We start from the raw sequence: 24,304 nt of genomic DNA on the forward strand, positions 1-24,304 counted from the left end.
TCAGCGGTGTGACATCGCCCGCCGGCGAAGCTCATCGAGCAGAGCGATCGACGGGTAGTCCGCCAGCGAACCGCCATCGCCCCTTTCGCCGCCGAGGCTCACCACGTCACCTGGGTTGAGGTACCCCGCGGCGACGAGAGCTTCCACCGGCGGTTGGCCGAACGCGCGCGCCACACGGACACACTCGGCGGGCAACGGCGCGCGGGTCCCCTTGAACCAGTAGGAGACCTTGGACTCCGAGACCTCGACAGTCCGCGCGATCACCGCGCCGGAGACACCGCGCGCGATCTTGCGCAGGTAGTCGGGCCACCGGTTGTCCATATCCACACCTCCCAGCGGCCCACGAGTCTACGGGAGCCCGGCGGCGCCGCAGGGTGAAGGGGGACCGCCCGCTCTCAGGAGGACTCCGATGTCCCGCACCACTGCGCCCGAAGAGGTGCTCCTGCGCCTTCGCACCCACCCGAAGGTGCTGTTCCAGCCCTTCATCGTTCAGATCGCGCTCGCCGTGGCGCACATCGCCGTCTACCTGTACTTCCCGGAGAAGACCGGTATCGAGCTCGTCGACGAGTGGGGACAGCTGGCCGTCCACGTCATCATCGGCCTCATCGAGCTCGTCTACGTCGTAGCTCCCGCCCTCCGCTGGTGGAACGCGCAGTTCGTCGTCACCACCCGCCGCCTCGAGGAGCACTGGGGCGTCCTCTACCGCAGCGCGCGAGAGATCCCCCTCGACCGCATCGCCAGCGTCACCGTCGAACGCGGCATACTCGACCGCATCTTCGGGTGCGGCACCATCGTCTTCCTCGACTCCGCGATGACCGACACCACCAACACCCGCGGCGCTGGCCTCGCCCGCCGCTCAGGCGAAGGTGACGCCGGCATCCGCTTCCACGACGTCCCCAAGGTGATGGCCGTTCGCGCCGCCATTGACGACATCCGCTTCAACCGAAAGTGACCCCATGGGCCTCATCTTCCGCCGCTCCATCCGCGCCGGCCGCAACAGCCGAGTGAACATCTCAGGGACGGGGGCATCTGTCTCCCACCGCGCCGGGCCCATCACGATCAACTCCCGCGGCCGCATCACCATCCGGCTCGGCAAGGGCCTGTCCTTCCGGCTCTGACGCCGCAGGGTGAGGGGCAAGCAGCACAGGAGGTGCTGCGGCCATTCACAGGAGGTGGACGTGGCCACGAACATCCGCGACGATCGCGCCGTCCACCCCGCTCGCATCGCCGAGTACGACCGGCTGCGAGGCTCCGTCGGCCCAGCGTTGCACCTGACGGCGTGGGGCATCCTGGGTCTCATCGGCCTCATCACAGGGTTCACCGTCGCAGCCCCGTGGGCACCGCTCGCGGTCGCCGCAGGCCTCGCATTCATGGCCATAGGGGTGGCCCTGTGGTCCTCAGCTGCCAAGCGCATCGACGCTCAGCTTGCCGCGATCAGTATCGACCTGTGGCCGCTTCGCGCGATGCAGAAGGTGGACGAAGCAGAGGTCAGCAACGAAGCTCTCTGGCTGGCCGCACACGTCGGCCCGAAGGGCGGTGCGGCCCCTGCGCCGGGGTCACCCGCTGAGGACATCGACGTCGTCCTTCACGGTCTTCACGACCTGCTCGGCGCTCGCCGCCATTGACTCAGCCGCGGACGTTGCCCGCCCAGATGCCGGCCGCCCAGGCGGTGCGCTCGGGAGTGCAGCGGTTCCCACCCCACCCTTGGCCGCGGTGCTTGGCCATGCAGTTGGCGAGAAGCTCGATCTCGCCGTTGAACAGCCGCTTGTAGGTCGGGGAGGCGTGGATAGCTCCCCATGCCTTCCGCTGATAGCTGTGTGCGAGCTCGTGCATGATGACCCAGTTGCGGTACGACGCGCCCTTGGTGGCCCAGGACGAATGGATTCCGATGTCGGTGGCGGAGAAGTTGCAGCCGATGTGGAAGCTGCCTCCGCAGTTGCCGTCGTAGCTGCGGAGCTTCACCCATGAGCCCCCGTATGAGTCCAAGGTCCGGCGAGCGTCGCTGAGCCAACCCTTGGACGACGACGACGACTCCCGGGCAGCCGCCGCTTTACGAGCGGCCTCCTCCGTGACCTTCTTCTCGTGAGCGGCCACCACCGAGGTCACCTCGGTAGTCAGCTCGTCGAGGATGACCTTCTGGGCGAGCACGATGCTGGCATCTCGCTTCACCCCGAACGCCTTGGCTTGGGCCGTCTGCGCCCTCTTCCGGAGCGCGGAGACATCGACCTTCCCCTTCGCTGAGTCGAGGGCGGCCTGCGCCTTCGACGCTGCGGCAGTGAACACCTCCTGGGCCTCCAGGACCGCCGAGTACGCGCTCACGGCCTCGGCGAGCTCATCGCGTTCTTCGAGGGCCTCGTCTCGCTCCATGACGGCGAGGGACGCGTCGATGCCAGCTGCACGGAACTCCGCCTGGGCTTTCCGAAGCTCTGCATCAGCCGTCGGCTGCGGCACGCACACCATGTACGTGCCCCCGGCGAACGCCAGGCAGACCAGCCAGACGAGGATGAGGCGCCGGGTCACCGGATGACCCCCTTTATCCCATCCAGCTCCGCCTCCAGCGCAGCCGCTTCCTTCTCGAGCTTCGCAGCCTCCACTTCAGCAGCTGCCTTCTCGGAGCGCGCCATCTTCTCCGTATCGCGCTGCCGCTGCGTGTCGCCTGCCACCGCGGCGGCCTGATGGCGGGTGGGTTCGGTCATCGCATTCCCGATCGTGAACAGCGCGTAGCCGGTGACGACGGTCAGCAGGACCAGAACGGCACATGTGAGGGCGACACGGGCGCGGGCAGCACGAGAAGGTGCGGGTGGGAAGTGGGTGGTCATGGTCCCGGCTATGCGCCGCGCATGGAGAGGATGCCCGCCCCACTCACCGAGAGGACCTCATGCGCGACATCACCATCAAGGTGCCCGGCAAGCCGGAGTACGACCTGCGTCCGCTGCAGCTGGCGCTCGAGGACTACGTGCGCCTCCAGGTCAGCTTCCGCCAGCGCGTGATGGACGTGGCGACCATCGTCCGAAACGTCTCCCGCAAGTACCGTCCCGAACATCTCCCCGCCGGGTTCGAAGCCCTGCTGACCGGCAACCTCCACCGGGCTGTGTTCGTCCCCGCCGTTGGGCGAGAGATGATCAGCGTCCAGTTCCAGCGCGGCTCGAACCTTGAGTTCCCGACCGAACTTCTCGGGTCCAGCGACCGCGACGTCGCCGTGTGGGCCCGAGAGCGTATCCGAGCGTCCCGCCACGTCGCGTGGCAGCGAGCGCGGAAGATCATCCGGGACGACATCGACCGCCTCACCGGCCTCATCGCCAGCAACGAGAAGTCCACCGCCAAGGCTCAGGTGTCGAAGGAAGAGGCTGAGCGGCGACTCGCGAAGCTCGGCGCGTCCCCCTCCTACGTCGCCCCGACCCGGTACCCGAAGAAGCGGCGTCCCACCCGCGCATAGAAGCGGGCATGACCCTCACTGCCGTGCCTGACTTCGTCTGCATCGACTTCGAGACCGCGAACTCCTCGCGGTCCTCGCCGATCCAGGTGGGCCTGTCCCGTGTCGTCGGCGGTGTCGCCCGTGCGCCGCAAGTGGCGACCATCATGCCTCCGATGGGCAAGCGCGAGTTCGCCCCCGCCAACACCCTCGTCCATGGCCTCACCGCCCAGGACATCCACGGCGCTCCCGAATGGCCGGAGATCCACCACCGCCTGAGGGTGTACGTCGGCGACCTGCCCCTGGTCGCTCACAACGCGTCCTTCGAGCGGTCCGTCATCGTGCAGACCTCCCAGGAGCACGCGATCGCGCCGGAACCGTTCGCGTACCACTGCACCCTCCACATGGCCCGGACCCTGTTCCCTAAGAGCGCTGGGATCCTCGCCAACCACAAGCTCGACACCGTCGCAGCCCACCTCGGTGTGCAGCAGCTGAACCATCACGACGCCGGTGACGACGCGCTCGTGGGCGCGAACATCGCCCTCGCCCTCATGGCCATGCCCGGCGGGCTCGCCGCGTTCGAGAAGGCACTCCTGCGATGACCGCCCGCCGGCCTCCCACCCCGCTTACCCGAGAGCGAGCCGCCTACCTCGCCCGGCAGGCCCGCACCCGCGAAGCGTGCGACCGCGCTCTCGCCGACGGGTTCGCCATCAACCCGGTGTACGCGCTCCCGGCCGACAAGGAGCTTCTCCTGCGGTCGGTGCTCGCGTTTCGGAAGGACAAGCTCACCGAGCACATCATCGAAGTGGACGCTACGTTCATCAGCGAATGGCGTGACGCGTCCCCCTACGAGCGCTGGTACGCCGCGCAAGAGACACGGGTCTGACATGTTCGAGAACTTCTCTGCCGACTCCCGCCGTGCCGTCGTCATCGCCCAGGAAGAGGCGCGCGGTCTCCGCCAGGAGCACATCGAGGTCACCCACCTCGTCCTCGGCGTCACCTACGTCGGCCCCGGCGTCCTCTCCGCCTACGGGATCACGCCTCGTCATGCACGGATGGTGGCCGCCCGGGCCACGCCCCGTCTCGAGCAGCAGCGAATTGGACACATCCAGTTCAGCACCGGCACCCGCGAAGCCATCCGCGTCGCATCGTTTATCGCTGACGCGACCGGCTGCCCGACCGTGGAGCCCGAGCACCTGCTCGCCGGCATCCTCTCCATCGGAGCACTTGAGAGAGTATGACCAGCAGACACCGAGCCATCCCGCCAAGAGGAGACCAGTTGACGATGTCAGGGCACGCCGTCGACGATTACCTCGCAGAGCGCACCGGCACCTACGAACGCCGCGCTGTCCGCTACCGAGCCGCGCTCGGCGAGATGCAGCTGCGTGGCCTGTCCGACGACGACACGGTCTTCGACATCGGCGCCGGCTACACCGAACTCGACGTTGCACTCCGAACCGACGGGAAGTGGCGGGGCAGGTACATCCCCATCGACATCGGCATCGACCCCGCCCATGACCTCGAACAGTGGGAGCCGCCGCGGTCAGCCCGATTCGCCGTGGCCTTGGAAGTCCTCGAGCACCTTGCCGACCCCTGGCGGCTCGTCTCAGCGTTGCAGGAGGCGGTCGAGACGATCATCGTCTCCGTGCCGAACCCGCGCACGGTGGACGTCCTCGGTATCGACCCGACCCACCGGACTATCCTCACCGCGGCGGAGCTCACTACGCGCGGGTTCACCGTGAGTGAGCGGACCTTCTACGGCGGCGTCTACTCCGCAGGCGCCCCGGACGCCCTGTTCGGCGTCTGGCCACCTGCCAGCTAGAGCCAACAGCGACGAGGCCTTCCGCAGGGTACTCAGCACAGCCCCCACTCTGCGAGGTCCCCATGGCCAACCCGTTCCTGGTGCTCGGCGGTATCGCCGTCGGCATCATCACCGCCGCCTTCGGCGTGCTCGCCGTGCCCGGATGGGTAGCCTCCGCACAGGACGCCTCGGTAGCCAACGACATCGCGCAGGTCGGTATCGCTCAGGCTGCCCACCTCAGCGCGAACGGCAAGGCGGCGACCAGCGTCACCGGTCTCAACGGTGCAGGCGTGCAGGTCACCCTCGGAACGGACAGGGTCAACGTCGCCGCAGACAGCACCGGCAAGCACTGGCTCGCCGTCGCACGATCGGACAGCGGACGGTACTTCGCTCGCGAGAGCGATCGCGCTCGCATCGGGGAGGGTGACACCGTCGAGGCAGCGGTCACGAACTCCGGTGCCACCGTGACCGGCACCGGCAGCAACCTGGTCACCGCTCGCGGCATCGGGCTCCCCAAGCCCTGGGCCATGGAGGAGGTCGTCGCACGGAACCTCTTCATGGACCCCTCCTTCGAAGGGCCAGCGCTCCCCGGCGTGAATCGGGTCACCGTCGCCCACAACACCGGCTGGGCCGCAGGCGGATCCCGCTCCGTCGCCGCCACTCGCACCGCCGATGCCAGCAACGACGCCTACGTCGAGCTGATGCCACACCTCGCCGGCGGTATCAGCTCACTCAAGCCGAACACCAGGTACACGTTCATGGGCACATACAACCTCAGCGCACCCTTCGACTCCGTCCCCGTCGGCAGCTCAGACTCGGCGCTGCTCGGGCAGAAGCTCTCGATCTTCGCGCACCTCGGTGGGACCACCGTCCTCACTCAGACAGGCGTGAACACCGCAGGCGTTCGCACCCTGGTCGGTACCTTCACCACCCCCGCCAGCTTCTCCGGCTACAACACCATCCGCCTGTACGCCGGTGACAACCCGAACACCCCCAACCGCATCCGATGGGACAAGGTCGGTCTCTTCGAGGGCGAGAAGACAGCGAGCGAGTGGATCTCCGCCGACTCCGCAGCCCCAGCCGGAACGCGCGTCGCCTGGGAAGGCGCCCCGTACCAGTCCGCCACCGTCCAGTACCGCTGAGCGGGGCACCCCATGGCTAACCCCTTCCTCGTGCTCGGCGGCATCGCCGTCGGCATCATCACCGCCGCGTTCGGCGTGCTCGCCGTCCCCGGCTGGGTAGCCGCGGCGCAGGACGCGTCGGCGATGAACGACGTCGCGCAGGTGTCGATCGCGCAGGCCGCGAGTCTCAGCAAGACCGGGGCGGCGGCATCGGCCGTTGCGGGTCTCAGTGGAAGCGGGGTCGAGGTGTCTCTCGGCAACACGGAGAAGACGTTGACGGCGGCGGACCCGACCGGAAAGCACTGGCTGGCCCTGTCGCGCTCAGCGTCAGGCGCGTACTTCGCGCGCACGAGCGACGCTGCCACCATCGGGGAGGGCAAGACCGTCGAGAGTGCGATCGAGAACACCGGGGCCAGCATCTCCGGGGCCGCCGGCGCACGCGTCACCGGGAAGAACGTACCCGTCCCCGCCAAGCACGCCCTCGCCGACATCCTCCACACGAACCTGTTCGAGAACCCCGATGCCCGAAGCGTCACCGGGTTCGGCGAGTTCTGGGGCGCTGGAGGTGGAGCGGGCACCATGCAGGTCGTCGACGCTGCGTGGACCGAAAGCGGCAAAGCGGTCCGCTTCACTCGCACCCGCCTCGCAGCTGACCCCGGCCGGGGCAACTGGGGCCACTTCGACCTTCGCCCGTACCGGTGGATGAAGCCGAGCACTCGATACACCGTCGTGTGGGAGTTCGTCGGGTCAGGTGGCTACAACGTGGTGGGCGCGGTTCAGGGGTATCCGTCCCCGCTGCAGAACGTTGCCGGCTCCCCGGCCGACCCCAAGCCCGCAGGTGCAACCCCTCGTCGGGTGTGGGCGACCTTCGACATGGGGCCGACAATCGACCCTGCCTGGCAGGCCTACGTCTCCAACAACATGGTCGTCGGTGAGTGGATCGAGTTCGGGAACATCGACATGTACGAGGGCGACTACGACCCGAACCGGCCGTTCATCTCCGGCGCCCGGAACGCTGGCGACTTGCAGACAGCGTGGCTCGGCACGCCGGACGCATCGAAGACCGTCGCGTTCCGCTAAGCGGCGCCAGCACTCACGGCCGCGTACATGCGGGGTATCTGCCCCAAAGCGAAACGAGCCGCATGCACCTCTCAAAACACCTCCCGTCGGCCGCGCCCGGTGCCGTCGCCGCGCGGGAGGAAGCGCGCGAGCAGACCGGCCGTTTCGGCGTGCAGAAGCATTCAACGCCTGAAGTCGCCCTGCCCGCGAACAGCGACGTGGCCACTTGGGGGACCTGGGACCCTGACGAGGGGTTCTACTCGATCGACATCTCCGAGGTCGGGCTGCGCCACCTCTCCCGGCAGCGGACCTTCACCGTCACCCGCGCGGTGGACCGGTGGATGGCGGGCGACCGGGAGTTCCCGTCGGCCACTTCCGTTCCCATCGGCCAGGTCACCACGACCATGCAGCCGATCCTGCGCCGAGATGCGCTCCTCTGGTACACCGAGCAGCTGCGGGCAGAGAAAGACACGTTCGATGACGTGGTCTCCTTCTACGGCGCCGACGGCCCGCTCGGTGTCCGCTGGCCTGATGGCACGATCACTCTCCTCGACGGGAACCACCGGTTCGCCGCCGCGGTCGTTCGTGGAGATGAGGCGTTCACCATGCAGGTCATCGACCTGTGAGCCGGTAGACGGGCGAGCTGCTCAGCGCCGGTAGGTCAGGAACCGGTAGCGCAGGCCCTTCTTCGACTCCTGCCAGACGCCCTCATCGCCGGGGTACAGGACCCACGACTCATCCAGCGCGGGCGCGCGGGTGTCGCCTTCGATGTCGAGGTCGATCTCGGTAACCCACGCCTCGTCCAGCAACGGGAGGGCGAGCTCGTAGAGCTGCGCGCCGCCGATGACCCACGCGTCATCCGCCAAGGAGGCAGCGAGGGTGAGAGCGGTCTCGAGCGTGTGTGCGGCGGAGGCGCCAGCGTCCATGAATGACCGGTCGCGGGTGAGGACGATGTTCGCCCGCCCCGGGAGCGGTCGATGCGCGGCGGGGAGCGACTCCCACGTCCGCCGGCCCATGATGACCGGGGCTCCTGCTGTCGCGTTCTTGAAGTGGGCGAGGTCTTCGGGCAGGTGCCACGGCATGGTGCCATCTGCGCCGATGACCCCGCCGTGGGCCTGCGCCCAGATGCCGGCGAGCATCAGACGGCGACCGGAGCCTTGATGGTGGGGTGGTGCTGGTAGCCGACGAGCTCGAAGTCCTCGAACTGGTAGTCGAAGATCGACTCCGGCTTCCGGGTGAACTGCAGCTGCGGGTACGGGTACGGCTCCCGGGAGAGCTGCTCCGCGACCTGCTCCTGGTGGTTGTCGTAGATGTGGCAGTCGCCGCCTGTCCAGACGAACTCGCCCGGTTCGAGACCGACCTGCTGGGCGAGCATCATCGTCAGCAGCGCGTACGAGGCGATGTTGAACGGGACGCCGAGGAACAGGTCCGCGGACCGCTGGTACAGCTGGCAGGAGAGCTTCCCGTCGGCGACGGAGAACTGGAACAGTGTGTGGCAGGGCGGCAGCGCCATGTCGTCGACTTCGGCGGGGTTCCACGCGGTGACGATGTGGCGGCGGGAGTTCGGGTTGTGGCGAAGGTCTTCGACGAGGCGAACGATCTGGTCGATGGTGCCGCCGTCGGCATCCGGCCACGACCGCCACTGCGCGCCGTACACCGGTCCGAGTTCGCCGTTCTCGTCGGCCCACTCGTCCCAGATCGTCACGCCCCGCTCCTGCAGCCACCGCACATTCGTGTCGCCGCGGAGAAACCACAGGAGCTCGATGGCTAGGGAGCGGAAGTGCACGCGCTTGGTGGTGATGAGTGGGAACCCCTCGGCGAGGTCGAAGCGGATCTGGCGGCCGAAGACGCTTGTGGTCCCCGTCCCGGTTCGGTCACCCTTCTTCGTGCCGGCGGCGAGAACGTCGCGGAGGAGGTCTTCGTAGGGGGTCGCGATAGCGTCTGCGGTCATAGGGACGCTATGCGCGCGAGGCCGCGCACATGGGAGGCATGACGATATCGACCGACGGCACCCGTGAAGCTCACCGACGCCGCAACGGCGAGTTCGGCACCCAGGACCACTCCGCACCCGAAGTGACCCTCGGCGGACGGGACAAGACCGAGCAGGCACGCGTCCTCGCGCGCGAGCTGATGGACGAGCACGGGCTCACCGACTGGCGCATCCGCATCGACAACACCACGCGGCGTCTCGGCGCCTGCGATCGCAGCCGGAAGACCATCCTGCTCAGCCGTCAGTACATCACCGCCGGCAGCGCTCAGCAGACCCGGGACACCATCCTCCACGAGATCGGTCACGCGCTCGCCGGCCCCGGGGAAGGTCACGGGCAGAACTGGAAGAGCATCGTCGCCAGCATCGGGGGCGACCCGTCCCGGCTCGCGCACGCACCGGAGATGCAGGACGCCCGGGCTCGCCGACAGGAAGAACTCATCTACGCGTCCGCCCGCCCGTTCAGGATGGGGGAGCGGATCCCCATCGGGTCAGAGGTCATCGTCATCGAGGGCCAGAAGTACCTCCTCGGCATGCGCGCGTCCGTCCTCAGCGTTGGCACCACCCGCTACCTCGTCGAGACAGAGGACGGGCAGCGCTTCCGCGCCGGCCGCGAGTTCTTCGGCCGTGCACCGCAGGACCAGGACACCGGCGAGGCGTGAATCTCAGTAGTGGATGCCGAAGGTGACCTCGTACCGCTCGATGGTCGCGTTCGGCTTCACGGTGTGCGTGGTCACCTTGACGCCGATCTGCACGTCCTCGGGGACGGGGCGGGTGACGGTGACCAGCGCCTTCGACAGCTTCCCGCCCTCTCGCTCCCGCACGATGACAGCTTCGACGGCGAGGTTCGGGAGAGCCGGGTGGGCGGTGAGGAGGTCCACCGCGACGGTGCGCGCCTCAGACTGTGACGAGTAGGTGGCATTGAGCGCGTATTGCGCTGCGGGAATGTGGGCCCGGATTGGGTCGATGGGCACGATGCGGTAACGGGTGACCGCCTTCCCTTCCGTCGCCTTCGCGACGGGCTTCGAGCGCTTCGGCAGGGTGACTACTGTCACATCTCCGAGCGTGGACGCCGGGAACATCTCTGTGAGCAGCCCCCGGATCTCGTAGGTCCCGTAGCCCTCGCCAGCATGCAGCGTCGTCAGAAGGTGCCCGGGCACGGTGAGCTTCACCGTCTGCGTCTGCGTGACTACCGAGTCGGCCGAGGCGATGGGGAAGACGTGCGCTGCGTAGGCGGGCTCCGCGTCCCAGTCGATGCCACGCTCGCGGACGGCTTCGGCAACGGCGGAGTGCAGTTCGATGCTCTCGACGACCGCATCGTCGTACGCGTCTTTTCGCGTGCTCCACTGAGCGATCGCCTCGTCGACGAGCTTTGACTCGAACGACGCAGCACTGCCCCAAGCGTGGGGGACACGCTGAGCTCGGACCTCCCCAGCGCGCTCGGTGGAGATGGCGACGGTGGTGCTCGTACTTCCCATGCCCTGTTCATGCGCGGTGCCACGGGGCTGATCGGCCACGAGCGCCCGAGGGTTCCCCATTCGATTCGTATGCAACGCTGGGCGCGTGACTCTCACGCTTGGCCCTCTCCTCATCGACGCAGGCATTGACCCCGCGAATGCCCAGGTCATCCGACACGCCTACGTTCACGTCCACGAAGAAAGTGGCCTTCGCGGCATCCATGCAGACTCCACCGACGCCGAGATCCTCGAGTACACCCGTACGCAGTCCTCAAACACTCGACTCTTCCCGGTCGCGCCGCCGCCCCTGTGGGTGGTGTTCATACGAGAAGGCGGCGACCAGGCCCGGCTCTGGTCCGTTGTCGAGAACAGGGGTGAGCTCACCAACGACGGAACTCTCCGCACGTTCGATGTGGCCCAGACAGCCCACATGGAAGACCTCAGACGCCGATTGGTGGTTCGGTGGCGCTCCCCTCGCACCTGGCGTATGAGCGCGTCCACAGCGGCCGCGTACCCCGTCATTGGCATCGCCGACGCCGAGCCGGTGCCATTCCCGGGGTTCGACCGCCTCACTCTGAGCTACACCGAACTCCAAGCCGTGATGCGAGAGCACCGGTACGCTTCGTGGCGGACCGCGTTGGCGTCGGTGATCGGGATCTACCTCATCACGGACACGTCAGATGGCCGGCACTACGTCGGGAAAGCCGACGGCACCGAAAGTATCCGCCAGCGGTGGGCGGAGTATGCGGCGAACGGCCATGGCGGAAACGTAGAGCTGCGCAGGGTTGACCCCGCGCACTTCCGATTCTCACTACTGCGCGTGTTCGACCCGTCCGCACCGACCCACCAGGTGGATGCCGCCGAGAGCCACTTCAAGTTCGCGCTCGACAGCCGGCGGCATGGGCTAAACCGGAACTGAGCTCCTCGGCGCATGGGTGATGGGCGGGCGCGGTAGCGGCCGCGCGAGATGGAAGGATCAACCCATGCTTGACGGTGTCGTCACCATCGCCGGTGAGCTCCTGAACATGGTCTTCAGCGGTGTGCTCGCAGGAGACCACCGCATCCACTCGCGGCTCACGCTCATCGACGGGTACGCCGACGGCCTCGAAGTCGGCGACCCGGTGGAGGGGGAGACGGTCGTCAGCCGTGGGCATATCCGCATCGGCGGAGTCACGCTCCGCGATGCCTCGCTCGCCTTGGACGGCTGGGCGGTCTCCGAAGCAGACCTCGCGGTGCGCGAGGAGGGCGACGCCCGAGTGCTCCTCGTGGAGTTCGCCACCGGCACGGCGGAGTGGACCGTGATGGCCCACCGCGTCCGCGACGTCCGGAAGTGGCTCAGACCGAAGAAGTGACCCTCGCGTCACTGTCGTGGGATGCCACGATGAGCCATGAGCTACCACGACAGCATCCGCGAGATGACCGAACGGATGAAGAACAGGACGCTCGCGCAGGCGATAGCCGACGTCGAGCGGCAGCATCAAACGACATACGCCCCGGACACGATCGACCAGGGGAACCATCCCGCCTTCATCGCGGGTGCCCGGGCCGGCATGGAGTGGATCGTGAGCGCGATGTTCAGCGAGGAAGGCCTGCAGCGAGCTGTCGATGCCTACGAGGCGCGAGCCGACCTTCCTCCGCTGGACCGAATGGAATGGGCGATGGCGGCCGCCCTCAATGCGACCGACTACATCATCGAGTAGGAGCGATCGCTCAGAGGTTGTGCTGCACGTAGATGAGGCGCGCGGCCAGGTAGTCGGGGGAGTCCAGGTCGTAGCGGGCGACGACAGAGGTGGGCTCACCTGATTCGAGGTCGTCATTGACGTACACACGGCCGCAGTCGTTGCAGACCGAGTAGCCGGCATCGGGCGACAGGCGCGGCTCCGGGGCAAGCATCTGGTTCGACAGGCGACCGTCCGGACCGGCAGCCGAGCTGTCATCCATGACGTAATTCCCGCAGACGCACTTGCCGTCGCCAGTGGTGACTTCGTGCGCAGTGGGGAGGGTCAGGTAGGCGGGGGCGAAGGTCACAGTCGGTCCTCTCGTCGTGTGTGCAGCGGGTGCGCCGGCGGGGTCAACACTCACATGCGCGGTCCACCTTCGGGCTTAGCCCTCCTCGAGGAGGTCGCGCTCTTCCTTCCACCGCTTGCTCGCCGCGGCTATCTCCGCCTTCGATGCTCCGCGTTCCACCATGTCAGCGAGCTGTGCGGTCTGCCTACCCATGACAGAACGCTCCTCGGGCGTCAACGGCGGCTGGTTCTTGAGCTCGTGGGCCCTCTCACGCCTGTCCAGCTCCGCCTTCGTCGGAGGGAGGGAGGTGGGGCGACTGCCAGAGCGGGCACGGGAGCTTCTCGTCATGCCGACATCATGGCAGCACCCAGCGACGAGGTGAACAGTATCGTTCCGTCGGCGGAACGATACTGTCGATCAGAGACCGGGTCGGGCCGTGCCCGGGTAGCGGTACTTCTGCGCCTCGACCTCCCGGGCCCATATGTCGAACTGCTGGCGCTCGTCGATCGGGCGCTGCGCGATGCTGACGCTCCGGTCGACCATCGCCATGTAGTCCACCGCGGTGACCTTCCCCATCCGGATCTCGCCGGCGAGGGCTTCGCGGTCTCCGAAGAACTCGGTGATGGTGGTCTCGACGTTCTCGTTCACACCTTCCGGGTGGTGGGGGCTGTTCCGGAACGTCGCGCTGCGCAGGTAGCCGACGAGAGTGTCCATGGCGCCGGGGTCCTTCCGGAGACGGCGGAGGGTGCGGGCGAGGTCCTTCTCGTCGTCGAAGCCGTCCGTCCACGCAAGCATCCGCCGCTCGGCCAGCTCACGGTTCCCGAAGTCGGAGACGGCGGCCGCGGCGCGGTGCTTCTGCGCACGACGAGCGCGAGACGCGGCGGTGCTGAATAGGTCGAGCCGGCCGACGGCAGGAACGGCGGGCTCTGCGACGTACGCGCGGCGGGCATCCCAGAGTTTCGGGTCGCGATCGCGCGCCCGCTCCTTCGCCTGCTGGACCGAGGCTGACGGGTCGCCCGGTTCCGCACGACGCGCACCGAGGGTGACCTCCGGCGCACTGCGGCCGTGAGTACCGAACCACCCGGACACCCGGTCCCGATGCTCGGCGATGTTCCGAAGGCGCTGCTGCTCATCCATGACCTCGATGTACGCGGCGCATAGCCGCCCACATGAGCACCGCCCGCACCCCGTTCTGGGGGAAGACCTACCGTGACGACACCGGCAAGGCCCACGCGTACGACCTGCGCAAGCACCTGCTGGACACCACCGGTGCTGCCGGAGCCGCCTGGGACCAGTGGCTCCGCCCAGGTCTCCGCGACATGCTCACCGAGGCGTTCGCCCCCGGCGACCCGACGACGGCGCGCGCGATCGTGATGGCCGTCGCCGGTCTCCACGACATCGGGAAAGCGAACCCCATCTTCCAGTCGCAGTCATCGAGCACCCGGGACCTGCCGATCGCACTGCGGGACATCGTCCGAGACCTCACCGCTGACGGTCTCAGTATGGCCACGCCCGCTGGCACCGCTGCCGACGAGAAGACCGCAGCTCGCCACGAAGCGGTCTCCCACGCCGTTCTCACCGAGTTCCCCGCCGAGGCGACAGAGAAGGTCGGCGACCGGTGGTCCGGGGCGGTCGTCGGCGGTCACCACGGCCGCTACCACCCGGGACTTGCTGGGGACTGCTCCCACACCCGCGACGCGCTCGCCGCCCTCACCGCTGACCCCGAGTGGGCCGCGCGCCGGGAGGAGATCATCACCCTCGTCACCGGGGCGGTCGGGCTCACCGCAGACGACCTTCGCTTCCGTCTCCACGCGCACGAAGGCGCCGCCGTCATCCTGCTCACCGGGTTCACCGTCGTTGCCGACTGGCTCGCCTCCGACGCCCTCGGCCTTGTCGCCACACGCCCCGGGGAAGAAGCGTTCCCCACCGTCCGTGCCGCCGCTGCCTACGTCCGGAAAGCAGAGCGCGCGTACCGGAGGACCCTCCCGTCCACCATCGGCGTCTACCGTGCACCCGCGAACCCGCGAGTGGCCGTCATGGGCACCTCCACCCTGCCGCTGTACCCGCTGCAGGACGCCGCCACCAAGACCGGCCGCGGACTGTGGATCGTGGCGGAGACCACCGGGTCGGGGAAGACGGAGTCGGCGATGCTCCGACACATGTGCGAGCCGGGGGAGTCGGTCATCTGGGGGCTTCCGACCCGTGCGACGGCCGACAAGATGTGGAACCGGATCCAGTGGATGTACCGTCGCACTCGCAACGTCGGGGCGCTCATGCACGCCCACCGGTCCCTGAACGGCTTCTACCTCGCCAAGAACACCGACGGGCCGGGCCTGCGGTACAGCCCGTGGGCAACCGAGGTGCTCGGCAACGTCAAGCCGCTCCTGTCCCCGGTCGCTGTCGGCACCGTCGACCAGGTGCTCCTCGGCGCGCTCCGCCAGAAGTGGACGCCGGTGCGCCTGCTCGCGATCGCCAACGCGCACATCATCCTCGACGAGGTGCACCTGATGGACGAGTACGGGACGAAGCTCGCCGAGGAGCTCCTCGCATGGTGGGGCCTGACCGACACGCGCGTCACGATGCTCTCCGCTTCCCTCCCCAAGGCTCTCGTACAGCGTTACGCGGACGCGTACGCCGGTGACCTCGTCGAGCTCGAGCCCGCATACCCGGCGCACACGCTCGTCAGCGGGGGAGGCGAGGCGACCGTCACCGAGATGGAGACCGCCCGCGAGTACGACCTCGACATCGACCTGCGCACCTTCCACTACCGGCAGGGTGAGCGCCCCGACACGACGATGGCCTCCCGGACCGTTGAGCTCGTCCTCGAAGCACGCACGGAGAACCCCACCGCCCGCATCGCGGTCATCATGAACCGTGTCGGCACCGTCCAGAACATCGCCGACGACCTCCTCCACGCAGGCCTGCCCGACGTGACCACCATGCACTCCCGCATGAGCGCCGCCCACCGCACCGCCCTGTCCGCCGACCTCGAACAGGTCGCCGGGAAAGGCAGCCGCGTCGAAGGGTGCGTCGTCGTCGGCACGCAGGTCATCGAAGCGTCCCTCGACCTCGACTTCGACATCATCATCAGCGAGCTCGCACCCGCCGCCGCACTCATCCAGCGTGCTGGCCGCCAGTGGCGTCACTCCCGCGTGACCGCCGGGGAATGGGGGACACACTGGCACCGGCGCCCCACCCAGAAGCCAAAGCTGACCGTCATCAGCCTCCTCGAACCCGACGAGCACTCCACCGGCCGGCCCAGCGAAGCGATGGCGCTGCCGTACTCGTACGGTTCGCTCTCCCGCACCTTCCGGGCCCTCAAGGCCATGCAGGGCACCCTCGCCATCCCCGCAGGAGTCCAAGCCTTCGTGGACGCCGCACACTACGACCCAGATGACGACGCCGAGGAAGCGACCACCGACGAGCTCATCGCCGCGAGCATCCGCCGAAGCGCCGCCGACGAAGTCACCATCCGCGCCGCTGACCGGCAGGGACCCTTCCACGGGCCGCTCACCTACGGGAAGCTGGGCCGCCTGACCCACCCGGACGAGCTCACCGAATCCGCCACCCGGTACACCGACTACGCACAGGTGCCCGTCCTCATCGTCGACCAGTTCTCCAACGGCTCCTGGGCCTGGCGCGGGAACCTCGACGATGAGACCGTCGCCCGCCACCTCGCCAGCAGAGCGCCCCGCGACGTCGCCGTGATGCTCGGACTCACCGTGCAGGTCCCCCTCGACAAGGTCGGACCCGGCCTGCCACTCATCCCGCTCATCGAGATCAACAAGCGCTTCGACCGGGACGAGAGCCCGTTCGCCGCGTCAGAGCTTCGAGGTGTCGTCCCCGTCCGTCTCGCCGCCGGCACCCACTACGACGGGCGGCTCGGGCTGCGTGTTTGAGGGATCTTTCGCCATATCGAAATAGCCGCGGCCCGCCCGGATCCCCTGGACGATGAGAGCCAGGGAGAACGGAACGAGGGTCACGGCGATGGCGGCGATCCAAAATCCCCAGGGGGCCAGCGGCCAGATCGCCAACATGGAGCCGAAGAACGCCGTCGCGCTCGCAGCTGTGGCGGTTTGACGGACGGTCAGATTCGCTTTCGGGAGGTCCCGAGCGTCTACCACGTCGTACGTCACGCCGGTTAGCGCAATCAAGGCTCCGAGGAGGACGGCAAGCCCAACCCCAGCCTCGATCGGCTTCTCCCAGCTGGCCCACTTCGGGAAGAGCGCACTCAGAGCTCCGACGACAAGTCCCGCCGCGAGCGGCGTGATCGCTCGCTTCCAACCGCCAAGTCGGACGTTGCTGCTCATGTTGCCCCTCGTCGCGTACCGCCGCAGCATCCCCCGCCACGGCATCCCGCTCACCCTATCCATTCCGGTGAGCGCATAGGCCTCGGGTGAGCACGCCCTCCCATGACCTCCGCCGCGACATCCCGTGGATCCCCGTCGCCTACCTCGACGGCACGACGGCCACCCTCGCGTTGCAGCCTCTCCTCGAGCAGGCGCACCGCATCCGTGAGGTGCACGCCGAGCCGCTGACGTGGGCTGCGCTGATGCGGTTCCTTCCCTCGGTGACCGCCCTCATCGCCCGGGAAGACCGCCGAGCTGACTTCGACGAGTGGGCAGACACCGGCATCCCCGCCTCCCACATCGACACGGCCCTCGGCAGTATCGCCAGTCACCTCTGGCTCTCCCACCCGGACACTCCGTTCATGCAGGAGCCCCTTCTGATGGACAAGAAGCCTTCGTCACTGGAATGGCTGCACCTGGCTCCAGGCGTCGACAGCAAGGCATGGTGGGGCAAGGAGGGAGACACCGTCCACCGCGACGCCGGCACCCTCTCCCGCATCGTGCAGGGGCTCGTGGTCAGCTGGTACTTCTCGCCCGGGATGGGCGGCATGGCCGTCGGCGCGTACAGCGACCGACCTGAACAGACATGGCGGCCCAGGGGGACGCTGGGGCTCTACAACCACGGGCTCCGCGTCTTCGCGCGAGGGCGGAACCTCGCCGAGACTCTCCTGGCCAACACGATGGAATCACACCTGGCCGGCGGACGTACAAAGAACCTGCCCCTGTGGGCAACGACCGGTGAGGTACTCCCCACCGCACCTCTCACGACCTCCACGTGGACCGGCTCGGTCTACCGGCTCGCGTGGGAGAACGGCGTTCCCGTCGGGGTCATGGTCGGTGGTCGGCGCATCCCCGGCGCCCCGCAGGAGAAGCCGAGCCCTTACGCCTCGAGCATCGAGAAGGCGTTCTGGCGCGCCGACCCGACCATCCCGCGCCGCGCGATCGTGAAAGCGGGGGAGGAGACGAGCGAGGTCACTCCCATCCGAGCACTTCACCCTTCCGCGTCCACCTTGCAGTGGATGGTCCAGTGGTACGCCGCCGACCAGAAGCACACCGGCGCTCGGCCCATGGAGCCGGGGCTCATCGAAGTCCCCTCCCGTGACGTCCTCGCCATCCGCGTGAGCGGGACCAAAGCCCCCGAGTTCGATTACGTCGCCCGGGTCACCGAAGCGTCGGAGGTCACCGGAGCGTCGGTCATCTCCCGGTTGAACTCTCTCACCGCGACCACCATCCTGCCCATCAAGACGACCCTGTACGTCGGGCTGAAGATGGCCCTCGGGAAGAAAGCAGCCGACCCCCTCCACGACCGGCTGTTCGCGGCGTTCTGCCAGGAGGCAGAGCCCGTCCTGGACGAAATCATCCACGCGCCCGCCTTCGAGCGCGCCCACGCGGAAGCCTTCGCCGCAGTGGCCGCATCAGCGTTCTCACGGTTCGTTAGCCCCTACCTGAACAGCCGCACCGTCCGGGCCCTGGACAGCAGTGACCCCGACACCAAGCGGGACGGCATCGCCGCGGCGATCGCCCACGTCGAACGGCGCGTCGCCAACACCGCCCGCAGTAGCGCATAGGCGACGGCGTGAACCCCCGAGACCTCAGCACACGCAAGCTCCAGCGTGCGTACACGCGAACCCTCCACCGCGTCTGGCGGTGGCAGAAGAAGGCGAACCGGCTCCCGAAGAGCAAGGTGTCCGGCCCTGCCGGGTACGACACCCCTCAGGCACACCTCGGTCACGTCGTCCCTCTCGCTCGGCAGATGCGCGCCGAGCTCGAACGTCGGGAGTGGTTCGCGTGAACACACCCGTGAAGCAGTACACCGAGATCCGCCTCGGCGAAGGGGTCCGCGCGTTCCGCCTCGGTAACCTCGCCCGCGACGGACGACAGATTCGTGTCGAGTTCGCAGGCGGTGCGCGCACAGCGGAGGTCACCGCACGGGAGGCGAAGTTCCTCCTGGACACCTCGCCGGCTAGGCCCCTCATCGCGCCGTCCCACGCGGTCACGGAGATGCTCGGTCGTATGTGTATCTCCGGGGCGATGACCCTCCTACCCCTCGACGTCGAGCTGCACCACTTCGCGAACATCATGCCTGTCCCGCACGGCATCCTTGACGTCCTCAGCGTTGCGCCCGCCGGCTACCAGGTGGCCACGAGCACCGGCACCGTCTTCCAGCTGTCTGAGACCGGGATGCGTCTCCACCGCACCGCGTACAACGGGCTGTCCCTTCCGGAGATGGCAGCCGCTGTCCAGCGGGACTACCTCTACGAGCCGGGCACCCGCGACACCGTCCAGCAGGTCCTCGATGCTCAGGAGATCACCCTCGACGAGCTCCTCGCCCTCGAGCTCGTCGAGTACTGCGGGGCGACGCTGCTCTCGGGCGCGAACCACTTCGAGGTCGCATGAACGCCGGCCACCTTACGCACTGGCTCCTTGCTCTCCGCGAGTCAGGCCATGCCCGAGGCGTCGTCGCCGCGATCGCCAGAAGCAGCGACCGGCAGATGGCGGCGCACGCCGCGGCCCACCCCACCCTCGTTCGGAAGCTCAGCACGACCCCGGAGCACCTGCGGGTCCCCACCCTCGTCGCCCTCAGCTACATCGCACGTGCCCGCGACACCCGCCACGACCCCACCGTCACTGTCGGACGGGCACTGACGACACTCGATGCGGCATCTCCCGCGGATGCCGTCGCCGCCGCCATCGGGCTCGACCAGCAGGGCGCAGCACGCATCCTCGGCGGGCTACTCATGCGGACCCCCGCCTGCAACCTCGTCGCTTTCGCTGAGCTGATCACCAGCTGGGATGAGACCCCGGTCGCTCAGCGCGCACGTCTGCTGGTCGACTTCCACGCCGCCGCCGCGCATGGAGAAGACACCCCCGCCCGACCCCGGAAGACCCCATGAGCACCCACCCGTACCTGACCGTCCATACCCTGACCGCCCTCCCGTCGCACAACCTGAACCGGGACGAGAACGGAGCGCCCAAGCAGGTCGTCGAAGGTGGCGTCACCCGTGCCCGCCTGTCCTCCCAGTCCCTCAAGCGCGCCGCACGTGTCGAGTTCGAGCGGCAGGTTGAGCGGGACGCTCAGAGCGTGCGCACCAAGGTCGCCGCCGACGTCGTCATCGCCCGCGTTGAAGAGCTGATGGGGAAGTCGGTACCGAAGAAGACGGCCGAAGCGATCGCCACACGCGTCGCCGTCCTCACCCGTGACACCGAGAAGGACGACCGGAAGGACACCATCGTCTGGCTCAGCGCTGATGAGATCGAACGGGTCGCGCACGCGTTCGTGAACGGCCGCGAAGACGCCGACGTCGTCCAGGCCACCTCCACCCGGTCGCTGGCCATCGCCGCGTTCGGGCGGATGTTCGCCAACGCCCCGGGCCTGAGCACCCCTGCTGCCATCGCCGTGAGCGATTCGACGACCACCCATGCCGCGACCATCGAGCTGGACTACTTCGCCGCCGTCGACGACGTTGCCGGCCACGGCGGGGCAGGGCAGCTCGGCTTCACCATGCAGACCACCGGCGTCTACTACCGGTCGTTCACTATCGACCGTGCCCAGCTCGCCCGGAACTGGGACCTGGACCTGGCCACCGCAGAAGCCGAGGCGGAGCTGCGCCACCTCATCCGCGGCCTCACCCTCGCCCTCCCGAGCGGGCGGGCAGCCGGAAGCGCGCCGTACACCCTCCCGGCCCTCGTCATCGCTGAACCGCAAGCTCACCGTGTCGCCTACGACTTCCACGCGCCCGTCACCGCCTCCGAGACCGGGTACCTGGACGCGAGCATCACCGCTCTCCTGAACAAGGCCGCTGACGCCGAGGCGTTCGACCCGGACCTGTTCGGCGAACGGTTCTACACCGGCACCGAAGCCGCCCGCCACCTCCCTGGTGTTGTGACGGGAAGTCTGGCCGGGTTCACCGACTTCGTGCTCGGCCACATCCGGGCAGGAGCATGACCCGCACCCTGCTGCTGCGGCTCGCGGCGTCCCAGCAGTCGTGGGGTGGCCCTGCAAGCCACCGCTGGCGGCCGACGGAGAAGCTTCCCACTCGCAGCGGCATCACCGGCCTGCTGGCAGCCGCGCTCGGCGTCCCCCGCGGGGAACACGAGAGCGCCCTGGAAGACCTGACGTTCCACGTCAGGGTGGACCGTGCGGGCACGGTGATGGAGGACTTCCACACCGTGACCGGGCCGCCGGCGGATGTCGCGGAGACTCGCGCGCGGACGAGGATGATCGGTGAAAGCGCGACCAAAGTACCGCGAACCGACTTCGTGGTGCCGCTCATGAACGGCCGAGTGTGGCTGAGCTCGAAGAAGACCGTGGAGTCTCTCGTCACCCGCCGCCTCTACCTCGCCGATGCAGAGTTCATCCTTGCCGTCTCCGGCGCCCCAGCCCTGGTGGAGCGTGTCGCCGCGGCGGCCTACCGGCCGGTGTTCCCCATGTACCTCGGGCGGGCCAAGTGTGCGCCAACGTTCCCCTTCCATCTGGGGACCCGGGACGGTGACGGTGTCGACGTCCTCACCGCGCTCCCCTCCACCGCGGGCGCCGGACGCGCGCTGCCGGTGTTCCGGGTGGAGCAGTACCGAGCAACCCAGGTTGCCCGCATAGACGTGCCGCGCACCCTCGAACCTCTGAAGGACTGGAAACCATGACCGTCACTGTCACTCGCCACGGCGCCATCCTGCCCGGCGCCACCGGGGATGCAGACGACATCCACCGCTTGACGATGAGCCTGTGGGCGTCCGCCGACCTTCCCGGAGAGGCGGGGGAGAAGCGCGCCGGCGCGAACATCCTCTGGATGCGGTCGCAGAACGGGATCCTCGTCACCGGCGACACCGCCCCCACCGACCTCCCCGAGGATGCGGCGGAGCTGAACGTCGAGCTGGTCTTCTCCAAAGGGGACACCATCTCGGTGACCGTCGTCGCCGACACCGTCGCGCGCGTTCGCGGCCGCGCTGTCCCCGTCAGCGACCCGATCCAGTGGCTGCGCGCACGGAGTGCCCACGCCGCGGAACTCGTGGGAGCGGAGGTCCTCGGCCAGTACCGGGACCGGCGCCGCGGGGCGGGCCTGAGCCAGGTCGCCATCCTCGCCCAGTTCACCGTCACCGACGAGAACGCGTTCGCGGAGCTTCTGCGCACCGGCGTCGGCCGGTCCAAAGCGTTCGGGTGCGGGATGATGTGGATGAACCCCTATGGCTGACGTCATCCCCCGCAGGCCCACCCTCCTCGAGCGTGTTGAGCGCATCCCGACCGCCGTCGTGCCACCCCTGGCCGGCCAGCCGCTGCCGCCGGTGACGTTCCCCCTCGACGGGGTCGATGTTCCGGTACTCAGCTTCGGGGCGATCCTCGTGGACGCCGTCACCTCCAGTGCCATCGAGAGCATCCGCGCTTCGGTCACGCAGGCGACCCTCGCGTTCTGGCAGCCGCGGCATCCGCTGGTCACCCCCGCCGGTCGCGCGGTCGCTGCGAACATCCGTGCCATCACCGACGCCCGCTTCGGCCGGGCGACCTACGGGGACCACCGTCTCGCGCACACCCGCCTCATGAGGGGGCAGGGGACCGCGTCCTACGGCGGCGGCTACCGGCAGGTGAACGTCCGCATCAGCGACCACGTCGCACCCGCACCGCCGCGCATCAGCGCACTCATGAACGACCTCGTCGAGTTCGTGCACTCTCACCGGACCACAGTGCTCACCGCGGCGATCGCTCACGCTCAGTTCGAGAGCATCCACCCGTACCCCGACGGCAACGGCCGCATCGGGAGAGCGCTGCTCTCTGGCCACCTGGGCCTACCCATCTCCCCGTTCCTGCTCCGGCACCGACAGTCGTACTACGACGCGCTGCGTGACATCCGACTCGGGGACGCCGGACCGATCGTGGACCTTGTCGCCGGGGCCGCGGCCGCCGGGTGGGATATCGCCGAGGAGACCGGTGACTACTGGTCCGCGCACGAACACCTGCTCGACGGGATCCCCGTCTACACGACCGCAGCTGGGCGCGCGTACAACGTGCCCATCGGAACGCGCGCACGCATCCTCCGTTCGAACGCGAAACGACTGCATGCCGAGTTCGATGAGCTCATCGCGGGCGGCACCATCATCGCCGTCTCCGAGAACCTTGGGACCGACACCGTCTACGGGTATGTCCCCATCCTGAGCACCTGGCTGCGCATAACAGAGGACGGAACCCTCGGCACCCAGTACGAGGGCAAGTGGAAGGACGACCTCCGTGTTTAACTGCAGCGCCTGCGGGCACTCCGAGATGGTGCACACCAACTTCGCTGGCTGCTGTCACCACGCCGGCTGCCCCTGCCTGGGCGCCGACGGCCTCGGCCCGTACTGCGAGGCGGAGACGCACGCCACCGAGCACAACACCTTCACACCCCGGCCGGAGCCCCGCAACGAGCTCGAGCGCCTGTGTCGCCGGAAGGGTGTCGACTACGAGAAGCTTGACGTCAAGGGCGTCCTCAAGCGCAACCGCAGGGGCGAGAGCGCCCGAGACATCGCCCGCAGCATGGACCTCACCAGGACGATCGTCCGGGAAGTTCTCCACGCCAACGGCATCAAGGGTCCGGCGGAGCAGCCCCGCACCCGCCCCCGGCAGGAAGACCGTGCGCGAGCACTGGACGCCGGCATCAGCCCAGAGGATTTCCAGGCCGAACGCCGCGGGGGCGGCCGGGCGCAGAACATCGCCTCCCTGAACGCGTGGATCGCGGAGCGGACCGCGGCGTGACGCACATGGACGACACCGAGACGACCGAGCAGGCCATCGCCCGCCTCCACGTCGAGGGGTACGGGAAGCGCCGCATCTGCGGTGAGCTCAGCATCCGCGCCATCGAGGTCATCCCCGTCGTCCGTGAGCACCACCGGGTGCACGGTCGCGAGTGCTGCAGGAACCGCGCATAGAGGATGAGCACGCACGACATCGAGGTGTCGTGGTGAACCTGCCTGGGGCGTTTGGGCCCCGGACCGTGGAAGCCGGCCTCTGCCACTGGCGGCTCGCTTCGGCCGGCTGCCGGTTTACCTAACCCGCGTGGGGGCTTGTGCTCCTGCGACGCCCCGACGTATCCGAGAAGGAGCAGAGGGGGAGAATCCCGGAACTGCTGACCGGGGACGAGGAGAG

The 24,304-nt window shown here is 68.2% G+C and carries 36 protein-coding genes; 26 read left to right on the top strand and 10 right to left on the bottom strand.

The window, feature by feature from the left end:
- Nucleotides 1–321 (bottom strand): helix-turn-helix domain-containing protein, encoded by a 321-nt coding sequence (locus tag BLR68_RS16865; RefSeq protein WP_018186221.1) that lies wholly within the window; start codon nt 319–321, stop codon nt 1–3.
- Nucleotides 322–409: 88 nt separating this feature from the next.
- Between BLR68_RS16865 and BLR68_RS16870 the strand changes: the two genes are divergently transcribed.
- Genes BLR68_RS16870 through BLR68_RS16880 form a run of 3 tightly spaced genes read left to right on the top strand, consistent with a single transcriptional unit; the run spans nt 410 to nt 1,625 of the window.
- The gene (locus BLR68_RS16870) at nt 410–952 is read left to right on the top strand and encodes a PH domain-containing protein (protein ID WP_018186222.1); all 543 of its coding nucleotides are present in this window, start codon (nt 410–412) and stop codon (nt 950–952) included.
- Between the two features lie 4 nt (nt 953–956).
- Nucleotides 957–1,118 (top strand): DUF4236 domain-containing protein, encoded by a 162-nt coding sequence (locus BLR68_RS16875; RefSeq protein ID WP_018186223.1) that lies wholly within the window; start codon nt 957–959, stop codon nt 1,116–1,118.
- A gap of 60 nt (nt 1,119–1,178) precedes the next feature.
- On the top strand, nt 1,179–1,625 hold the full coding sequence (locus BLR68_RS16880) for a hypothetical protein (RefSeq protein ID WP_018186224.1): 447 nt from the start codon (nt 1,179–1,181) through the stop codon (nt 1,623–1,625).
- A 1-nt stretch (nt 1,626) separates the two neighbouring features.
- Here the strand turns inward: BLR68_RS16880 and BLR68_RS16885 are convergent, their stop codons facing one another.
- Nucleotides 1,627–2,520, bottom strand: coding sequence for a hypothetical protein (locus BLR68_RS16885; RefSeq protein WP_026302805.1), 894 nt, complete (start codon nt 2,518–2,520; stop codon nt 1,627–1,629).
- Nucleotides 2,517–2,819 carry a hypothetical protein gene (locus BLR68_RS17800; protein ID WP_143015824.1) on the bottom strand — a complete coding sequence of 101 codons (303 nt, stop codon included), beginning with the start codon at nt 2,817–2,819 and terminating at the stop codon, nt 2,517–2,519. The genes BLR68_RS16885 and BLR68_RS17800 overlap by 4 nt, the downstream gene beginning before the upstream one ends.
- A gap of 59 nt (nt 2,820–2,878) precedes the next feature.
- Between BLR68_RS17800 and BLR68_RS16895 the strand changes: the two genes are divergently transcribed.
- The 8 genes from BLR68_RS16895 (at nt 2,879) to BLR68_RS16930 (ending at nt 8,019) form a co-directional block, all read left to right on the top strand.
- Nucleotides 2,879–3,436, top strand: coding sequence for a hypothetical protein (locus BLR68_RS16895; protein ID WP_018186226.1), 558 nt, complete (start codon nt 2,879–2,881; stop codon nt 3,434–3,436).
- Between the two features lie 8 nt (nt 3,437–3,444).
- A complete protein-coding gene (locus BLR68_RS16900) occupies nt 3,445–4,014 on the top strand; it encodes an exonuclease domain-containing protein (RefSeq protein ID WP_018186227.1) in 570 nt (189 codons plus the stop codon).
- Nucleotides 4,011–4,298 carry a hypothetical protein gene (locus tag BLR68_RS16905; RefSeq protein WP_018186228.1) on the top strand — a complete coding sequence of 96 codons (288 nt, stop codon included), beginning with the start codon at nt 4,011–4,013 and terminating at the stop codon, nt 4,296–4,298. Before BLR68_RS16900 ends, BLR68_RS16905 begins: the two co-directional genes overlap by 4 nt.
- Before the next feature lies 1 nt (nt 4,299).
- A complete protein-coding gene (locus BLR68_RS16910) occupies nt 4,300–4,653 on the top strand; it encodes a Clp protease N-terminal domain-containing protein (RefSeq protein ID WP_018186229.1) in 354 nt (117 codons plus the stop codon).
- A gap of 44 nt (nt 4,654–4,697) precedes the next feature.
- Nucleotides 4,698–5,234: a class I SAM-dependent methyltransferase gene (locus BLR68_RS16915; protein ID WP_018186230.1), complete on the top strand. Its 537-nt coding sequence runs from the start codon at nt 4,698–4,700 to the stop codon at nt 5,232–5,234.
- Nucleotides 5,235–5,296: 62 nt separating this feature from the next.
- The gene (locus tag BLR68_RS18100; protein WP_018186231.1) at nt 5,297–6,355 is read left to right on the top strand and encodes a hypothetical protein; all 1,059 of its coding nucleotides are present in this window, start codon (nt 5,297–5,299) and stop codon (nt 6,353–6,355) included.
- A gap of 12 nt (nt 6,356–6,367) precedes the next feature.
- The gene (locus BLR68_RS16925; protein WP_018186232.1) at nt 6,368–7,414 is read left to right on the top strand and encodes a hypothetical protein; all 1,047 of its coding nucleotides are present in this window, start codon (nt 6,368–6,370) and stop codon (nt 7,412–7,414) included.
- Between the two features lie 62 nt (nt 7,415–7,476).
- Entirely contained in the window at nt 7,477–8,019 is a 543-nt protein-coding gene (locus BLR68_RS16930) for a hypothetical protein (protein WP_018186233.1), read from the top strand.
- A gap of 21 nt (nt 8,020–8,040) precedes the next feature.
- Here BLR68_RS16930 and BLR68_RS16935 read toward each other — a convergent pair whose 3' ends face one another.
- Together BLR68_RS16935 and BLR68_RS16940 are read right to left on the bottom strand one after the other, a co-directional pair.
- Nucleotides 8,041–8,532, bottom strand: a complete 492-nt coding sequence (locus tag BLR68_RS16935; protein WP_018186234.1) for a dihydrofolate reductase — start codon at nt 8,530–8,532, stop codon at nt 8,041–8,043.
- Complete coding sequence (locus BLR68_RS16940) at nt 8,532–9,344, bottom strand: thymidylate synthase (protein ID WP_018186235.1); 813 nt, start codon at nt 9,342–9,344, stop codon at nt 8,532–8,534. The genes BLR68_RS16935 and BLR68_RS16940 overlap by 1 nt, the downstream gene beginning before the upstream one ends.
- 38 nt (nt 9,345–9,382) lie before the next feature.
- Between BLR68_RS16940 and BLR68_RS16945 the strand changes: the two genes are divergently transcribed.
- A complete protein-coding gene (locus BLR68_RS16945) occupies nt 9,383–10,042 on the top strand; it encodes a SprT-like domain-containing protein (RefSeq protein ID WP_176770701.1) in 660 nt (219 codons plus the stop codon).
- 3 nt (nt 10,043–10,045) lie between these two features.
- Here BLR68_RS16945 and BLR68_RS16950 read toward each other — a convergent pair whose 3' ends face one another.
- Entirely contained in the window at nt 10,046–10,858 is an 813-nt protein-coding gene (locus tag BLR68_RS16950; RefSeq protein ID WP_018186236.1) for a hypothetical protein, read from the bottom strand.
- Between the two features lie 85 nt (nt 10,859–10,943).
- Here BLR68_RS16950 and BLR68_RS16955 point away from each other — a divergent pair, with 85 nt between their 5' ends.
- The 3 genes from BLR68_RS16955 to BLR68_RS16965 all read left to right on the top strand — a co-directional run bounded on the left by BLR68_RS16955 (nt 10,944) and on the right by BLR68_RS16965 (nt 12,537).
- Entirely contained in the window at nt 10,944–11,756 is an 813-nt protein-coding gene (locus tag BLR68_RS16955) for a GIY-YIG nuclease family protein (protein ID WP_018186237.1), read from the top strand.
- A 64-nt stretch (nt 11,757–11,820) separates the two neighbouring features.
- Nucleotides 11,821–12,189, top strand: coding sequence for a hypothetical protein (locus tag BLR68_RS16960; protein WP_018186238.1), 369 nt, complete (start codon nt 11,821–11,823; stop codon nt 12,187–12,189).
- 63 nt (nt 12,190–12,252) lie between these two features.
- The gene (locus BLR68_RS16965; RefSeq protein WP_143015825.1) at nt 12,253–12,537 is read left to right on the top strand and encodes a hypothetical protein; all 285 of its coding nucleotides are present in this window, start codon (nt 12,253–12,255) and stop codon (nt 12,535–12,537) included.
- Between the two features lie 10 nt (nt 12,538–12,547).
- Here BLR68_RS16965 and BLR68_RS16970 read toward each other — a convergent pair whose 3' ends face one another.
- The 3 genes from BLR68_RS16970 to BLR68_RS16980 all read right to left on the bottom strand — a co-directional run bounded on the left by BLR68_RS16970 (nt 12,548) and on the right by BLR68_RS16980 (nt 13,981).
- A complete protein-coding gene (locus BLR68_RS16970) occupies nt 12,548–12,865 on the bottom strand; it encodes a hypothetical protein (protein ID WP_018186240.1) in 318 nt (105 codons plus the stop codon).
- A gap of 75 nt (nt 12,866–12,940) precedes the next feature.
- Nucleotides 12,941–13,192 carry a hypothetical protein gene (locus BLR68_RS18105; RefSeq protein WP_018186241.1) on the bottom strand — a complete coding sequence of 84 codons (252 nt, stop codon included), beginning with the start codon at nt 13,190–13,192 and terminating at the stop codon, nt 12,941–12,943.
- A gap of 69 nt (nt 13,193–13,261) precedes the next feature.
- Complete coding sequence (locus BLR68_RS16980; RefSeq protein WP_018186242.1) at nt 13,262–13,981, bottom strand: hypothetical protein; 720 nt, start codon at nt 13,979–13,981, stop codon at nt 13,262–13,264.
- A gap of 32 nt (nt 13,982–14,013) precedes the next feature.
- Here BLR68_RS16980 and BLR68_RS16985 point away from each other — a divergent pair, with 32 nt between their 5' ends.
- Nucleotides 14,014–16,743, top strand: a complete 2,730-nt coding sequence (locus BLR68_RS16985) for a CRISPR-associated helicase/endonuclease Cas3 (RefSeq protein WP_018186243.1) — start codon at nt 14,014–14,016, stop codon at nt 16,741–16,743.
- On the opposite strand, the gene BLR68_RS17805 is transcribed toward BLR68_RS16985, so the two are convergent.
- Nucleotides 16,666–17,154 (bottom strand): hypothetical protein, encoded by a 489-nt coding sequence (locus BLR68_RS17805; RefSeq protein WP_143015826.1) that lies wholly within the window; start codon nt 17,152–17,154, stop codon nt 16,666–16,668. The two genes, BLR68_RS16985 and BLR68_RS17805, sit on opposite strands and share 78 nt — an antisense overlap.
- Before the next feature lie 86 nt (nt 17,155–17,240).
- Here BLR68_RS17805 and BLR68_RS16990 point away from each other — a divergent pair, with 86 nt between their 5' ends.
- From BLR68_RS16990 to BLR68_RS18110, 10 genes are read left to right on the top strand one after another with little or no spacing between them, the layout of a single operon-like run.
- Nucleotides 17,241–18,761: a type I-E CRISPR-associated protein Cse1/CasA gene (locus BLR68_RS16990; protein ID WP_018186245.1), complete on the top strand. Its 1,521-nt coding sequence runs from the start codon at nt 17,241–17,243 to the stop codon at nt 18,759–18,761.
- An 8-nt stretch (nt 18,762–18,769) separates the two neighbouring features.
- A complete protein-coding gene (locus tag BLR68_RS16995; RefSeq protein ID WP_018186246.1) occupies nt 18,770–18,985 on the top strand; it encodes a hypothetical protein in 216 nt (71 codons plus the stop codon).
- Nucleotides 18,982–19,590: a hypothetical protein gene (locus tag BLR68_RS17000; protein ID WP_143015827.1), complete on the top strand. Its 609-nt coding sequence runs from the start codon at nt 18,982–18,984 to the stop codon at nt 19,588–19,590. The genes BLR68_RS16995 and BLR68_RS17000 overlap by 4 nt, the downstream gene beginning before the upstream one ends.
- Nucleotides 19,587–20,087, top strand: a complete 501-nt coding sequence (locus BLR68_RS17005) for a hypothetical protein (RefSeq protein WP_018186248.1) — start codon at nt 19,587–19,589, stop codon at nt 20,085–20,087. Before BLR68_RS17000 ends, BLR68_RS17005 begins: the two co-directional genes overlap by 4 nt.
- Nucleotides 20,084–21,139, top strand: coding sequence for a type I-E CRISPR-associated protein Cas7/Cse4/CasC (locus tag BLR68_RS17010; RefSeq protein WP_018186249.1), 1,056 nt, complete (start codon nt 20,084–20,086; stop codon nt 21,137–21,139). The genes BLR68_RS17005 and BLR68_RS17010 overlap by 4 nt, the downstream gene beginning before the upstream one ends.
- Nucleotides 21,136–21,834, top strand: coding sequence for a type I-E CRISPR-associated protein Cas5/CasD (gene cas5e, locus BLR68_RS17015; RefSeq protein WP_018186250.1), 699 nt, complete (start codon nt 21,136–21,138; stop codon nt 21,832–21,834). The genes BLR68_RS17010 and cas5e overlap by 4 nt, the downstream gene beginning before the upstream one ends.
- The gene (locus tag BLR68_RS17020) at nt 21,831–22,382 is read left to right on the top strand and encodes a type I-E CRISPR-associated protein Cas6/Cse3/CasE (protein ID WP_018186251.1); all 552 of its coding nucleotides are present in this window, start codon (nt 21,831–21,833) and stop codon (nt 22,380–22,382) included. Before cas5e ends, BLR68_RS17020 begins: the two co-directional genes overlap by 4 nt.
- Nucleotides 22,375–23,418, top strand: coding sequence for a Fic family protein (locus tag BLR68_RS17025; protein WP_018186252.1), 1,044 nt, complete (start codon nt 22,375–22,377; stop codon nt 23,416–23,418). The genes BLR68_RS17020 and BLR68_RS17025 overlap by 8 nt, the downstream gene beginning before the upstream one ends.
- Entirely contained in the window at nt 23,411–23,914 is a 504-nt protein-coding gene (locus BLR68_RS17030) for a hypothetical protein (protein WP_143015828.1), read from the top strand. Before BLR68_RS17025 ends, BLR68_RS17030 begins: the two co-directional genes overlap by 8 nt.
- Complete coding sequence (locus BLR68_RS18110) at nt 23,911–24,087, top strand: hypothetical protein (RefSeq protein WP_155904710.1); 177 nt, start codon at nt 23,911–23,913, stop codon at nt 24,085–24,087. Before BLR68_RS17030 ends, BLR68_RS18110 begins: the two co-directional genes overlap by 4 nt.
- Nucleotides 24,088–24,304 lie beyond the last annotated feature (217 nt).

The sequence above is a fragment of the Microbacterium sp. 77mftsu3.1 genome (genome assembly GCF_900100525.1).
Lineage (GTDB): Bacteria > Actinomycetota > Actinomycetes > Actinomycetales > Microbacteriaceae > Microbacterium > Microbacterium aquilitoris.

What these genes read in the sequence shown, in the direction of transcription:
- BLR68_RS16865 (WP_018186221.1), bottom strand. Translation starts at nt 321, where the DNA reads ATGGACAACCGGTGGCCCGACTACCTGCGCAAGATCGCGCGCGGTGTC.
- BLR68_RS16870 (WP_018186222.1), top strand. Translation starts at nt 410, where the DNA reads ATGTCCCGCACCACTGCGCCCGAAGAGGTGCTCCTGCGCCTTCGCACC.
- BLR68_RS16875 (WP_018186223.1), top strand. Translation starts at nt 957, where the DNA reads ATGGGCCTCATCTTCCGCCGCTCCATCCGCGCCGGCCGCAACAGCCGA.
- BLR68_RS17800 (WP_143015824.1), bottom strand. Translation starts at nt 2,819, where the DNA reads ATGACCACCCACTTCCCACCCGCACCTTCTCGTGCTGCCCGCGCCCGT.
- BLR68_RS16895 (WP_018186226.1), top strand. Translation starts at nt 2,879, where the DNA reads ATGCGCGACATCACCATCAAGGTGCCCGGCAAGCCGGAGTACGACCTG.
- BLR68_RS16900 (WP_018186227.1), top strand. Translation starts at nt 3,445, where the DNA reads ATGACCCTCACTGCCGTGCCTGACTTCGTCTGCATCGACTTCGAGACC.
- BLR68_RS16905 (WP_018186228.1), top strand. Translation starts at nt 4,011, where the DNA reads ATGACCGCCCGCCGGCCTCCCACCCCGCTTACCCGAGAGCGAGCCGCC.
- BLR68_RS16910 (WP_018186229.1), top strand. Translation starts at nt 4,300, where the DNA reads ATGTTCGAGAACTTCTCTGCCGACTCCCGCCGTGCCGTCGTCATCGCC.
- BLR68_RS16915 (WP_018186230.1), top strand. Translation starts at nt 4,698, where the DNA reads ATGTCAGGGCACGCCGTCGACGATTACCTCGCAGAGCGCACCGGCACC.
- BLR68_RS18100 (WP_018186231.1), top strand. Translation starts at nt 5,297, where the DNA reads ATGGCCAACCCGTTCCTGGTGCTCGGCGGTATCGCCGTCGGCATCATC.
- BLR68_RS16925 (WP_018186232.1), top strand. Translation starts at nt 6,368, where the DNA reads ATGGCTAACCCCTTCCTCGTGCTCGGCGGCATCGCCGTCGGCATCATC.
- BLR68_RS16930 (WP_018186233.1), top strand. Translation starts at nt 7,477, where the DNA reads ATGCACCTCTCAAAACACCTCCCGTCGGCCGCGCCCGGTGCCGTCGCC.
- BLR68_RS16935 (WP_018186234.1), bottom strand. Translation starts at nt 8,532, where the DNA reads ATGCTCGCCGGCATCTGGGCGCAGGCCCACGGCGGGGTCATCGGCGCA.
- BLR68_RS16940 (WP_018186235.1), bottom strand. Translation starts at nt 9,344, where the DNA reads ATGACCGCAGACGCTATCGCGACCCCCTACGAAGACCTCCTCCGCGAC.
- BLR68_RS16945 (WP_176770701.1), top strand. Translation starts at nt 9,383, where the DNA reads ATGACGATATCGACCGACGGCACCCGTGAAGCTCACCGACGCCGCAAC.
- BLR68_RS16950 (WP_018186236.1), bottom strand. Translation starts at nt 10,858, where the DNA reads ATGGGAAGTACGAGCACCACCGTCGCCATCTCCACCGAGCGCGCTGGG.
- BLR68_RS16960 (WP_018186238.1), top strand. Translation starts at nt 11,821, where the DNA reads ATGCTTGACGGTGTCGTCACCATCGCCGGTGAGCTCCTGAACATGGTC.
- BLR68_RS16965 (WP_143015825.1), top strand. Translation starts at nt 12,253, where the DNA reads ATGACCGAACGGATGAAGAACAGGACGCTCGCGCAGGCGATAGCCGAC.
- BLR68_RS18105 (WP_018186241.1), bottom strand. Translation starts at nt 13,192, where the DNA reads ATGACGAGAAGCTCCCGTGCCCGCTCTGGCAGTCGCCCCACCTCCCTC.
- BLR68_RS16980 (WP_018186242.1), bottom strand. Translation starts at nt 13,981, where the DNA reads ATGGATGAGCAGCAGCGCCTTCGGAACATCGCCGAGCATCGGGACCGG.
- BLR68_RS16985 (WP_018186243.1), top strand. Translation starts at nt 14,014, where the DNA reads ATGAGCACCGCCCGCACCCCGTTCTGGGGGAAGACCTACCGTGACGAC.
- BLR68_RS17805 (WP_143015826.1), bottom strand. Translation starts at nt 17,154, where the DNA reads ATGAGCAGCAACGTCCGACTTGGCGGTTGGAAGCGAGCGATCACGCCG.
- BLR68_RS17005 (WP_018186248.1), top strand. Translation starts at nt 19,587, where the DNA reads ATGAACGCCGGCCACCTTACGCACTGGCTCCTTGCTCTCCGCGAGTCA.
- BLR68_RS17010 (WP_018186249.1), top strand. Translation starts at nt 20,084, where the DNA reads ATGAGCACCCACCCGTACCTGACCGTCCATACCCTGACCGCCCTCCCG.
- cas5e (WP_018186250.1), top strand. Translation starts at nt 21,136, where the DNA reads ATGACCCGCACCCTGCTGCTGCGGCTCGCGGCGTCCCAGCAGTCGTGG.
- BLR68_RS17020 (WP_018186251.1), top strand. Translation starts at nt 21,831, where the DNA reads ATGACCGTCACTGTCACTCGCCACGGCGCCATCCTGCCCGGCGCCACC.
- BLR68_RS17025 (WP_018186252.1), top strand. Translation starts at nt 22,375, where the DNA reads ATGGCTGACGTCATCCCCCGCAGGCCCACCCTCCTCGAGCGTGTTGAG.